The sequence below is a fragment of the Bacillus sp. FSL R10-2201 genome (assembly GCF_038008665.1).
GTDB lineage: Bacteria > Bacillota > Bacilli > Bacillales > Bacillaceae_G > Bacillus_A > Bacillus_A mycoides.
Window position 1 is genome coordinate 1,251,637 of sequence record NZ_JBBOZP010000001.1, and the last position, 12,755, is coordinate 1,264,391.

Genomic DNA, 12,755 nt, shown 5'->3' on the forward strand with positions numbered 1-12,755 from the left:
CTGTACCTTTTCTATGGTTATTTAGCTGGACCAGGATCCCTTGAGAAAAAGATATGAAAGAGGAATGTGACTTTGCTTGCTCCTCCTGATGTACTTGCTTGCACATCAGATAATGCACTAGATGTTAAAACACCTTCAGAACGAGGGGGTACGACTATTTTGAGAGTATCATCTTTTTCTGATGAGGCAGTAACTGTTATTGTATCATCAGATAAGTTTACAATTTTAACAGTACCGATTGGTAAGATGGACTTGCCAGCGTGTGATGCTGAAGAGAAGCGAGAGCCTTTCCAAATCGTTTGTGCGAAAGTCTCATCATTAGATAACCAAGCACGAGCGCTGTATAATGTTACGTTAATAGAAAATTCTTGATCAAGTGGCATGGCGGCTTTCGGTTCTTGCGGTTCCTCTGGAGTTTGAGCGAGAAGGCCGGCGCACATGTATGTTTCACCTACTTTCAATAGTTACTGTTATAGCATATTAAACATCTTGTTTATAAGACACGACGGATACCTATTCATGCATAGGTTTGTGCACCAAATTTGTAGATAGAATTCTATTTCTTTACAATGGAAGTAGGTGTTATTTCTATAAAATATGGAAATCGTAAAGAGTATGTAAAAAAGAAGGAGTGGTAAAGTGAACTATGTCATTATTGGCGGAGATGCAGCAGGTATGAGTGCAGCAATGCAAATTGTTAGAAACGATGAAACTGCAAATGTTGTAACGTTAGAAAAAGGTGAAATCTATTCATACGCTCAGTGCGGATTACCGTATGTGATTAGTGGTGTTATTGCTTCTACTGAAAAGTTAATTGCACGCGATGTAAAGACGTTTCGTGATAAATATGGAATTGATGCGAAAGTACGTCATGAAGTAACGAAAGTAGATACGGAAAAGAAAATGGTGTACGCAGAGCATACGGAGACGAAAGATGTTTTTGAATTTCCGTATGACCGTTTATTAATTGCGACTGGAGTGCGTCCTGTTATGCCAGAATGGGAAGGGCGAGATTTGCAAGGCGTTCATCTTTTAAAAACAATTCCGGATGCTGAGCGCATATTAAAAACGCTAGAAACGAATAAAGTTGAGGCTGTAACTATTATTGGCGGCGGTGCAATTGGACTAGAGATGGCAGAAACATTCGTCGAACTTGGTAAGAAAGTAAGAATGATTGAGCGAAACGATCATATTGGCACAATTTATGATGCCGATATGGCGGAATATATACATAAAGAAGCAGATAAACATAATATTGAAATTTTAACGAATGAAAATGTAAAAGCGTTTAAAGGAAAAGAAAGAGTAGAACAACTGGAGACGGATAAAGGGACGTATAAAACTGATCTCGTTTTAGTATCTGTCGGTGTACAGTCAAATACTGATTTTCTTGAGGGGACAAATATACGTAAAAACCATAAAGGTGCAATTGAAGTAAATGCTTATATGCAAACGAATGTGAAAGACGTATATGCTGCTGGTGATTGTGCAACACATTACCATGTTATAAAGGAAATTCATGACCATATCCCGCTCGGAACGACTGCGAATAAACAAGGGCGACTTGCCGGACTCAACATGGTTGATAAACGCAGAGCATTCAAAGGTACGTTAGGTACAGGCATTATTAAATTTATGAATCTGACGCTCGCAAGAACAGGCTTAAATGAAAAAGAAGCGAAAGGGCTAAACATCCCGTATAAGACGGTCAAAGTAGATTCAACAAATATGGCGGGCTATTACCCGAGTGCTTTGCCACTTCACTTGAAATTACTATATCACGCCGATACGAAACAATTATTAGGCGGTCAAGTAATTGGAGAAGAGGGCGTAGATAAACGTATTGATGTTATCGCGATGGCACTTTTCAATAAAATGAGTATTCACGATTTAGAAGATGTCGACTTAAGTTACGCACCACCATATAACAGCGTTTGGGATCCAATTCAACAAGCAGCAAGGAGAGCGGAATAGCACTTTTTTAAGTGCTATTTTTTTTGTGAAAGGGGAATAAATAAAGTTTCACTTTATTTTGAATATACCGTTCACCCTTGAAAACATAGTTCGTATCGCTTATATTGTCATATAGTATTTGTTTTTTAATAAAGCAATGAACGAACCAGGGGGCACAGTATGGCAATTAACATGAATACAATCGAAGAATGGATTGCTGAATCAAATGCAAGAAACGAAGAAGACTTAGGAAACGTTGTTGAAGAGATGAAAGAAGTATGTGTCGGACTTGATAACGCGACATTAATTTATACGAAAAACATATTTTGTTTCGGTAAGAAAGTAGAAGTATTCTTCTTCTTCCAAGATCACGTCGTTATCGGAGAAGAGAAGGAAGAGTATATTGAGATTGAAAAATTAAAGTATGATGACATTACAAATAGCAACTTAAAAACAAATGACAAAAATACAACGTTAGAACTAAAGTTTTCTAACGGGAAAGCTATTAATTTAGATAGTCTAAATGATAACTACGGTACGAAAAACTGGTTATTTGCAAGACAAATTAAGAGTATTTTTAAAGTAATCTAGTAAAAAAGGCAGACCTTGAAAGGTCTGCTTTTTTACTTATTTCCTATTAAATAAAGGCACCCTCTTTCTTCATAACATTTCACGCTTGTAAATCCCGTCTCATAAAAAAGGTTTACTAATTCTTCGGTCGTCTTAAATTTATCCATATGATATTGGATTTTGAAAGTTTCAGCGACTAGTAAAAAGGATCCATTCGGTTTTAAGACGCGAAATACTTCTTTCATATCATTTTTTATATAAGAATATGTATTTATTTCGCTTTTAATAATTTAACTCCTTTAAAAAAAGCACGCCATTAATCGGCGTGCTTCTAATTATGCAAGGACCCTTTTAGCCAATTTCGCGCTCGATACGCCCCAACCGGAATTTGAATGAGTGAAGTTTCATTTCCGGCATCAATCCCGTACAATTGATCGCATGAATTTGTATCAAAACTTAGTAACGGATGCCCGCCCATCCCCATAGCGGTCGCAGCTAAAACGAGTTTATGAACGAGCATGCCAGCTTCCATTTGATGAATTCGATATCCTCTATAACCTAATTTATTTTTATAGTAATCTTTATTTCCGATTACATGTAGACAAAGTGGTACTTGAAAAAGGTTTACGTTATCCATCGTCATACTGGATTGCAGAGAATAACGAAGGTCTCCGTACCGAATTGGCTGTATGGAATGTGTCCTACTGTTATAAGCGTAAGCGCCGTTTTCTATGTCTTTTACGTTATAAAAACATCCATATAGTGAGACTCGTGCGTTTTCATTTAAATATTTGCCATCAAGGTCGTTGTAATAAGGGAAGGAGAGGCTCGCTGCTTGTAGTAGAGTAGCGAGCTCGGCTGCATCCCATTTCGTTAAAATGAAGTCAGAATCAGGTGAATATCGTTTTTTACAAAGTTGTAAAAAATCATATGATAAACGTTCCACTTTAGGTAGCTGCATAGCGTGTGCACTATATTGTTGTCGTTCTTCACGGGTAAATGTTTGGAAGTGTTCTGTTGATTCAATCATAGAAGCTGCGTTTATTTTTTTTATCATCGGATATTCATCTACATATTTTGAGCGAACGAAATGCTCATGTGTTAACGGCGGGATTTGCTGCAACAAGTCATGAGAAGTAATAGTTTTATTTTCGTGATGATCATCATGAAACCAATCTGTATTCGGTTCTGTACTTAAAGGAATAACAGCATACACACTTTCTTCACCTTCTGACAGTCCAAGTAAATGATTCATTGCCCGATCTAGAAACTGAAAATATACACCATTTGTATAACCAAATTGTTTTGCGCATTCAAGTAATTGACCGATTAGAACACCACTATCTAATCCTTGCAGACGATACGAAAAGTTATTGTATTTAAAGAAGTTTTTCCAAAACATAGTGGATACAAATGCAGCACCAAAACAAGAATGTATGTTACAACGATTGCCGAGTGCTTCTGTAAGATAAGAATCAAAATTTCCTTCACGAAGTAAGATAAGACGGTGGTGCGCGGCGTCGTAATGGTAAATGCCGTCTGGATAATGATCAATTTTTAAATACATATATAATTCATTTGGATATAAAGCACCCCCAGAAGGGATGAATCTTCGAAATAGAGTCGTTGTTTTATTATTTTCTAGGTTAGTAGTAGGCTGACATAATTGTGTTAAACCAAATGAGTACCAAAGATAATGACCGATTTCCTCTAAGTTAGGTTTAGTAGAAGAATTCCGCAAAGTTAATGGGATTTCTAAAGAGAGAGGGATTACTGGTAAATTTCGATATAATTTATAAGGAAGTGGTGCGTCTTCCCAGTCAATCTCTTTATCGGATGACATAATTTCATTAATAGAAAAATGGAGATGATGTAAAAAAGTATCAGGTTGCATCAAATTTCCCCCTCACTATGAATTATGGAAACGGATGCGGATGTGGATTTAAACTTTCATTCGTTAAAGGCTCAGCCCAATATCCAAGTGTCATCGGTACGGTATACACTCTATCCAGTCCTGTAACCCGAGTGAGATGGTGACCGAACGTCATCGGTAACATGCCTGGAATAATTACTTTTACACAATGTAAGCCGTTCTTTTCTATAAGGGGGACCGTTTGATCTACAACAATTACTTCAAGTCCAGATTGATGTAACCTGTTTAAAAGTTGATGAAGATCAGATGTTAAATCCATATCAAATGATTGTAATACCTTCATTTCTTGGAACGTTTGCACTGGAGCATCATCACGTAAAAGGAAGTGAAGACGTTCTTCCGCTTCTTTCAATCCGTACAGCATACTATGATCTTCCATTTGCGAAACAAGATATGGATCTTGTAAACAGTTTTCATATTTCTCTCTTTTTTGTTCAAGCTCTTCATCTGTTATAAGTAACATGCCCGCTATTTCATGAATTGCATTTTTTACAGCTCGAATTGGTTCCATATGTGCGCCGCCAGCACAGACGAGATTCATACCATCTTGCCTTGTATTTTTCGCAATGACCCATATGCTCGGAATACCATGTTCCATCGTCGCGTTGAAAACGTATAATTCATATCCAGTAATTGTGCGTAAGCGTTCCAACATTAGTTGCAATTCAGTATCATTGGCTGAACTAAGATCGAGACGGGGAAGAGGTAATTCGGCATACCAAGTGAGCAAAAAGGCGTCACGCTCTACAATTTCTAAAATGCCGTGAAAAATTGCTTCTTCTAAACTACCACCAATTGCACATCCATTTGATGTTTCATACACGAAAGCATCTCTATGACCAAGGCTATAATAAGCGATTGATTCTGGAACTAGAAGGGGCCTGCTTTGTAATAAAGAATATCCCCATACCCAGTTTTGCTCATAATCAGGATCAAACGGCTTAAATGGAAAACTATCACGATTGTAATGTTCATTTGTATGCACACCAAGTGTGAGGGGATTCAGTGCAATATCTTCTAGCTCACGAAAACTGCCATGTACATTTGTTTTTTTTCCACGAGGCGACATACCGCAATAGCGTTCTAATCCTTCTAAAATAGCGGTTGCTTCACTAAGTGCAAATGAATGAGTCCGGCCCGCGACACCTTCATTTCCAAACAGTAACGGCATGTTTATAATGACATCAGCAAACGGTAATAAAGAATGTTGCATTTGGCCGTTTAAAATACCAGTCCGGTAATCTAAATAGTCTCTCGTTAAAAATGTGTTTAGCTCATGAATGGAACGACAGCGATACGTTTCAGTACTCGTTTTCAAACTTGGTTGTAAAGAAATTTGCGCTGCATCTGCTGTATCGTCAGGCAAATTGCTGCATACCGGACAGAGAGGGTCTGGAAGAAACGAATTCCGGGTACATTGTAACGTTTGTAAGTCCAGTAAAATGAGTTCGTTTTCTAAAGAAGAATATCCATGAGCTAATATTTTCTCTGTTTCAGCATGAATGAGCTGGCACATTTGTAACATTCCATTTTGGGTGGCGCGTACATCACGCCTCGTCACGTTCTCTGCTTTTAATGCATATTTTCGTTGTAGTTCCCACATTTCTTTTTGATCAAAGCCAGCTATAAACCGGCGTCCATCAGCGCAGTGGGAACATCCAGTTGTAAGAGGCTTCACGTAAGGACCGATAATACCTTCACCAAACGAAGTAAACGCGCGAAGCCACGGAATATTATTTGAGCGAAAGATAAGCTCAGCATCATGATGTACGGAAGAAGGAGACCCGTCATGTAAAACGAGAGCAAGATGAATGTTTTCAGGGAGAGCTTCTGTAATTGTATGCTGGCGGATGAGTGAATATTGCTTACACAATTGCTCATGTACATAGTCTGTGAGTAGGCCATCTCCTATAAGTAGTATGTTTTGAGTCATTGGTCATCCTCCTTTGCAATTAATACTCCATATACACCGTCTAAGTTGTCTCTTAAAAATGACTCAATAGCTAAATCAAAAACGAATGGATACAAGTTGTTTTCCGTTAAATTTTGCAAAGCAACTTGTAAAGACTGTACGCCTGGAATTTCTTCCTCTTCTTGTATTGCTACTCTAACAGGATCCGTACTATATAAAACAATGGATGATTCCGGTAACATATTAGCTTTATAAGGAATCTCTTCATTTTGAATATGAAGGAGTGCTTGTTGCAGAGCATTTCTTAATGCGAGTGTTATATTAATATTTGCCGCACCATACCATCTATCATTAATACCGATCCAAACGACAGGAAAACCAAGTAACTCCTCACTCATTCCTACTTTAGGTATTTCATGAATTGTAGAGAGAGCATCGTAGTAAAACCTACAATGTTTATCATGAATTTCGGTTAAATAAAGCTCTGTAATCTCTTCTAGCATATGTGATTGGCGTTCATATAACTTATTATTTAAATGTTTTTGGAGTGCTCGGTATACACCTTCTGTCATCGTTTCCCCAGCACCAATACCGATATCAGTATGTTCGGGGATAAGACGATGAATCATTTCAGCTACATATGTTTCAACTCCTGTTAAGCCAGCTTCGCGGCGTGCTTCATTATGAGTTAATCCACCGCAAGTTATAGTAGGAAGGGGAGAGGTAGGTCCGTCTGATAATGGATTTGCAACTTGAATATTGCACTGTGATAAAGGCAATTGGTGTAAATCTTGTTCATCCCACATGTGGAATATGCCAGCTTCTTTAGAAGTTAACGTATCAAAAAAACGAAAAAGTTCAGTTGAAGTATATTGTCCGGAACGTTGGGCAAGGTTTTCTTGAAGATATTGCACCGTATCAATTGTAAAGATTTCATCGGTTGCGAGAAGATGTTTTATGAAAGGGTGCCACTTTCCTTCAAGTGTTTCCAAGTTTAATAAAAAGAATTGAGGATTATGCTGCCTATGTGAATCTTCAGCGACAAGTTTAAATAACTCAAAAACGATAACATTTGCTAACATTGCAGATGCAATTGGTGAGAAAGGTTCAGGTGGATTTTCACTTTGTAAAGTAGTTTCGTGTAGACGATGCCAAGCTGATTCCCAGCATTCTTCACGGTCTGCGGTTACGACGGGTCCAGCTAAACCAATTCTTGATAAGCACATAGCTGGTATGAAATTTTTCTTAAATTCTCTACAAATAGTATGGATTGCTCTTAAACTTTCAATATCTCCATTTTGGGAAACGTATAAAATCCAGTCGAAAGGCTCGAATACTTCATGTAAAGGGCGATCAATTGTAATATCTATTTCTTGAATAAGTACATTGTCATCATTTGCATATGCACGTTCGCTTAGTTCATGAATTCGATCGTAGTTTGTTTCAGCACGATCTGTAACAAGATAATGGAATGTAGGTAAACCAGATTCTAATAAAGAAGAAACTAGGGAAGTAAGCATATCACCAGAACCAATTATAAGCACATTTGCTGCGCGGTACCTTTCGAATTTTAAAGCGCCTGAATGGGAATCAGCTTCTAGAAACTCAATTTGCGAAGCGTATCTGTCGAGTAATGCACTGTTTAATTCGTGGGGAGCATCTTGGCTTACATCACGAATGAAACCATTTTCATATAAAATCTCTCCAATTTCAAATACACGATTTTGATAGGGGAGAGGGAGACCATCGGTTATTTCTGTCAAAGAATGATTACCGTTAAACATAGGCATTAATTTCTCAATCCAGTCATAAATTCCATCACCATCCATACGGAATGAACTGGAGTTATTTCGAAAGTAAACACCCCCGTTTGAATCGGGGAGGAAGAAAGTATCCTTATTTGCTTTAAGTTTTGCATGAACTGGAAGGTTATTCATGTTTATCCCCCTTACGTTTTAGGCATACATTGTTAGTCTATGTAGTGTGATTTGTCCCGTATGAACATAATGAAAAAAGGCTGTAGAATGATTCATTCTACAGCCTTTAATAGATTAATAATCTATCAACCTTCTAATAATAATGATTTTGGATCTTCAAGCATATCTTTAACAGCAACAAGGAAGCTAACTGCTTCTTTACCATCAACAATACGGTGATCGTAAGATAGTGCAAGGTACATCATTGGACGGTTTTCCATACGCTCTGCATCAATTGCAACTGGACGTACTTGGATTTTATGCATCCCTAGAATACCTACTTGTGGACTATTTAGGATTGGTGTCGACATTAGAGAACCGAACACGCCACCGTTTGTAATTGTAAATGTACCACCTTGTAGCTCTTTTAATGAAAGTTTATTATCGCGTGCTTTCAGACCTAAATTACGAATCTCGCTTTCAATTTCAGCGAAGTTCAATTGGTTAGCATCGCGTACAACTGGAACAACTAATCCATCTGGAGCTGCTACTGCAATACCGATATCATAGAATTTTTTAATGATAAGCTCATCGCCTTGAATTTCAGCATTTAATAATGGGAACTGTTTTAATGCTGCAACAACTGCTTTTGTGAAGAATGACATAAAGCCAAGACGTACATCATGTTTTTTCTCGAAAGCATCTTTGCGTTCTTTACGTAATTCCATGATTGCACTCATATCAACTTCGTTAAATGTAGTTAACATTGCAGATGTTTGTTGAACTTCTACAAGACGTTTTGCAATTGTTTGACGGCGGCGGGACATTTTCACACGCTCAACTGGTTTTTCAAATTCAGTTTTTGCAACTGGAGCCGGGCTTTGTTTTGGAGCAGCTGGTGATTCTTTTGGCGCTGCAGCGTGAGCTTGTACATCATGTGGTCTCACACGTCCAAGTGGATCTGTGCTACGTACTTCGTTTAAATCGATTCCTAATTCACGAGCCATTTTGCGAGCAGCTGGTGATGCGATAGGACGATTTGTATTTGGTAAACCTTGCAACGCTTTATTTTGTTCAGCACTTGGAGCTGCTGCTTTCGGTGCTTCAGTAGTTTCTTGTTTTGGTTGCTCATTAGCCGGAGCAGGTGTGCTTACTTCAACCGCTGCGCCGTTTGCATCTAAAATTGCGATAGTAGCACCAACTTCAACTGTATCTCCAGGTTCGCCTAGTAACTTCGATACAATACCTGAATCCTCTGCAATGATTTCTACATTGACTTTGTCAGTCTCAAGCTCAACAACGCTGCCACCTTTCTCAACTTTGTCGCCTACGTTGATAAGCCATTGTGAAATAGTTCCTTCTGAAATAGATTCTGCAAGCTCAGGTACTTTAATTTCGATCATTTTAAATGTCCTCCCCTTATTTGCCTAACGGTGTGTTTTATCTTCTTTAATCTTCGGTAATCTCCATTTGTTAGCCTGGCTGTGGCAGACTATCTGCCACAGCCAAGCCTGAAAAACTCATTGTTACTTTCAGTTGCTGAAAACTTCAATTTCTTGTTTATCTTGACGGAAGTTGTACTTCACATCTAAAGCGTGTGCAACGATTAATTCTTGCTCAGCTTTGTGAGCGAATGGATCGCCACCAGATGGGCTAGAACGATCCGGGCGTCCAATGTAACCTGTTTTCACTTTATCCCCAGCTAGTTCGAACAGAATTGGAGCCATGTAATGCCATGCGCCCATATTACGAGGTTCTTCTTGAACCCAAATGATTTCTTCTAAGTTTTTAAAGCGTTTAATAATAGATTGAACTTTTTCAGCAGGGAATGGGTACAACTGCTCGATACGAACCATATGAACTTCATCTAGGCTGTACTCATGCTTACCACTTTCGATTTCTGCTGCTAAGTCAATTGCCATTTTACCTGTACTTAAAACAAGACGTTTTACTTTATTTGGTTTCGCACCAAGGTTTCCTTGTTCTAAAGCAGGTTGGAAACGTCCTTCACTTAACTCACTACCTGTAGAAAGTGTAAGTGGGTGACGTAATAAGCTTTTCGGCGTCATAATTACTAATGGTCGAACAGCTTCTGTTCCTAAGATAGATGCTTGACGGCGCAAGATATGGAAGTATTGTGCCGCGCTCGTTAAGTTTGCAACTGTCCAGTTGTTCTCCGCAGCTAATTGTAAGAAACGTTCTGGACGTGCACTAGAGTGTTCTGGCCCTTGACCTTCATAACCGTGTGGTAATAGAAGAACTAAACCAGATTTTTGACCCCATTTTGCTCTTCCTGCTGAAACATATTGATCAAATAATGCTTGCGCAGTATTTGAGAAGTCACCGTATTGAGCTTCCCACATCACAAGAGTTTCTGGAGCAAATACGTTGTAACCATATTCGTAACCAACAACAGCAGCTTCTGATAACGGACTGTTATGAACAGAGAATGATGCGTTAATGTTCGGTAAACGGTGTAATGGTGAATATGTTTCGTTTGTATCAGTATCGTGTAATACGATATGACGGTGCGCGAATGTACCACGCTGTGAATCTTGACCAGTTAAACGAATTGGCGTACCTTCTTGCAAAATAGAAGCGAATGCTAACGATTCAGCAAGTGCCCATTCAATTTTACCGTTCTCTTCAAGAGCATCTTTACGGCGCTCAAGAATTTTCTTCACTTTTGGATATACGTTAAAGCCTTCAGGCCAAGATAATAGTCCTTCATTAATTGCACGAAGTGATTCAATTGAAACACCAGTGTCAATCGGTTGAATTCCTTTTGCAACAACCTCTGGAACTTTAACGTGAATTGTTGCAGCACTCGTATCAGCTGGTGGCACTTGTGCGTATTCAGCCTTTAATTCCTCTTGTATAAACTGAGTAATTGTTTCAACCTCATCTGCATTCAGAACGCCAGCAGATTGTAATTGATCTGCATAAATTGCTCTTACAGTTGGGTGATTTTTAATTTTTTTGTACACTTGTGGTTGCGTAACTGCTGGATCATCCATTTCGTTATGACCATATCGGCGGTAACCGATTAAATCGATTAAGAAGTCCTTTTTGAACAGCGTACGATATTGGATCGCAAGGTTTGCAGCAGCAAGACAAGCTTCCGGATCATCAGCATTCACGTGAACAATCGGAATATCGAAACCTTTTGCAAGGTCGCTTGAATATTTAGTAGAACGAGAATCATAGCTATCAGTCGTAAAGCCGACTGCATTATTTGCGATAACATGAATAGTTCCGCCAGTTTGGTATGCATTCAATCTACTTAAGTTGAGTGTCTCAGACACAACACCTTGACCAGGGAATGCAGCATCACCATGAACTAAAATTACGAATGATTTTGTAGTATCTTGTTCTGGAAGACCAGATTTTTTACGATTCTCTTGAGCTGCACGTGCGAAACCTTCAACAACAGGGTTAACGAACTCAAGATGACTCGGATTATTTGCTAATGTAACACGAGTGCTAACCTCTTCATTACCAACGACTTGTTCTCTACCTAAATGGTATTTCACGTCGCCAGTCCAGCCAGCATTTGCCACTGCACCTTCTATTTTTGCATGTTTGAATTCTGCAAACATGTGATTATATGGCTTTTCTAATACGTGAGCGAGTACGCTTAGACGACCACGGTGAGCCATACCAATCATGACATCTTCAACGCCGCCTTTAGCACCTTCTGAAACAATTTCATCTAGTACAGGTACAAGCATATCAACGCCCTCTATTGAGAAACGCTTTTGACCAACGAATGTTTTATGCAAGAATTGCTCGAAACCTTCAACAGCAGTTAAACGTTTTAAAAGAGCAGTTCGTTTTTTATTTGATAATGGTTGACGCAATGAATTTGATTCCACCATTTGATGCAACCACGCGCGTTCTTCACTATCTTGTATATGTGAGAATTCATAAGCTAAAGATTTTGTATAAACGTCTTTTAATCTATGAATTACATCAAGTGCAGTGTGAATACCCTCTGGTGCATCTTGCCATACTGTTTTTGCTGGAATCGCTTTCAAGTCAGCATCGCTCAGTTCGTTCATTGTTTTCTCGATAAGAGATTGTCCGTTTGCAGCATCTTCCATCGGATTAATGTGAGCCAATGTATGCCCGAAAGAACGGATCTGTTCAACAAGTTGAACGACTTTAAGAATCTTTTCAATGTTCCCTGTGTTTTGAGGAGAAAAATGTGTTGCTGTGTTGTCCCCTGTTACGACATCATCTTGAAACGAAGGAGCTCCAAAAATTTCAAAAAGCTCTTGTAATTCCGGATCAACAGAACCTGCTCCAGTTACGTAAAGATCATACTGTTCAATAACATAACCAAGGTTCGGACCATGGAACTTGGCCCAAGGGTTTGTCGTTGTATTCTTCCTCGTCATTTGTTTAAACCTCCCAATGCATATAATCCTTTTTCCATACAAAAAGGTGCATTTTGCTCTTTTCAATAATT

General features: G+C 38.7%; 8 protein-coding genes and 1 pseudogene. 2 read left to right on the plus strand and 7 right to left on the minus strand.

The genetic code is table 11. From position 1 onward, the window contains the following. Positions 1-17: 17 nt before the first annotated feature. Positions 18-440: a hypothetical protein gene (locus NSQ69_RS06475; protein ID WP_002188801.1), complete on the minus strand. Its 423-nt coding sequence runs from the start codon at positions 438-440 to the stop codon at positions 18-20. 199 nt (positions 441-639) lie between these two features. Between NSQ69_RS06475 and NSQ69_RS06480 the strand changes: the two genes are divergently transcribed. Both NSQ69_RS06480 and NSQ69_RS06485 read left to right on the plus strand, forming a co-directional pair. Continuing rightward, complete coding sequence (locus tag NSQ69_RS06480; protein WP_050000088.1) at positions 640-1,974, plus strand: FAD-dependent oxidoreductase; 1,335 nt, start codon at positions 640-642, stop codon at positions 1,972-1,974. Positions 1,975-2,133: 159 nt separating this feature from the next. Beyond that, positions 2,134-2,544 (plus strand): DUF3908 family protein, encoded by a 411-nt coding sequence (locus NSQ69_RS06485; protein ID WP_002126019.1) that lies wholly within the window; start codon positions 2,134-2,136, stop codon positions 2,542-2,544. A 32-nt stretch (positions 2,545-2,576) separates the two neighbouring features. On the opposite strand, the pseudogene NSQ69_RS06490 reads toward NSQ69_RS06485, so the two are convergent. From NSQ69_RS06490 to odhA, 6 genes and pseudogenes are all read right to left on the minus strand, one after another. After that, positions 2,577-2,780 (minus strand): annotated as a pseudogene (locus tag NSQ69_RS06490) (SAM-dependent methyltransferase); the annotation flags it as partial. 74 nt (positions 2,781-2,854) lie between these two features. Further along, positions 2,855-4,417 carry a SagB family peptide dehydrogenase gene (locus tag NSQ69_RS06495; protein WP_002126024.1) on the minus strand — a complete coding sequence of 521 codons (1,563 nt, stop codon included), beginning with the start codon at positions 4,415-4,417 and terminating at the stop codon, positions 2,855-2,857. 22 nt (positions 4,418-4,439) lie between these two features. Then, positions 4,440-6,389, minus strand: a complete 1,950-nt coding sequence (locus tag NSQ69_RS06500; protein WP_002126027.1) for a TOMM precursor leader peptide-binding protein — start codon at positions 6,387-6,389, stop codon at positions 4,440-4,442. Further along, complete coding sequence (locus NSQ69_RS06505; RefSeq protein WP_002126028.1) at positions 6,386-8,305, minus strand: putative thiazole-containing bacteriocin maturation protein; 1,920 nt, start codon at positions 8,303-8,305, stop codon at positions 6,386-6,388. The genes NSQ69_RS06500 and NSQ69_RS06505 overlap by 4 nt, the downstream gene beginning before the upstream one ends. 125 nt (positions 8,306-8,430) lie before the next feature. Beyond that, on the minus strand, positions 8,431-9,687 hold the full coding sequence (gene odhB / locus NSQ69_RS06510) for a 2-oxoglutarate dehydrogenase complex dihydrolipoyllysine-residue succinyltransferase (protein WP_078175527.1): 1,257 nt from the start codon (positions 9,685-9,687) through the stop codon (positions 8,431-8,433). A 129-nt stretch (positions 9,688-9,816) separates the two neighbouring features. After that, positions 9,817-12,684 carry a 2-oxoglutarate dehydrogenase E1 component gene (odhA, locus tag NSQ69_RS06515; protein WP_002126030.1) on the minus strand — a complete coding sequence of 956 codons (2,868 nt, stop codon included), beginning with the start codon at positions 12,682-12,684 and terminating at the stop codon, positions 9,817-9,819. Positions 12,685-12,755: the final 71 nt, after the last annotated feature.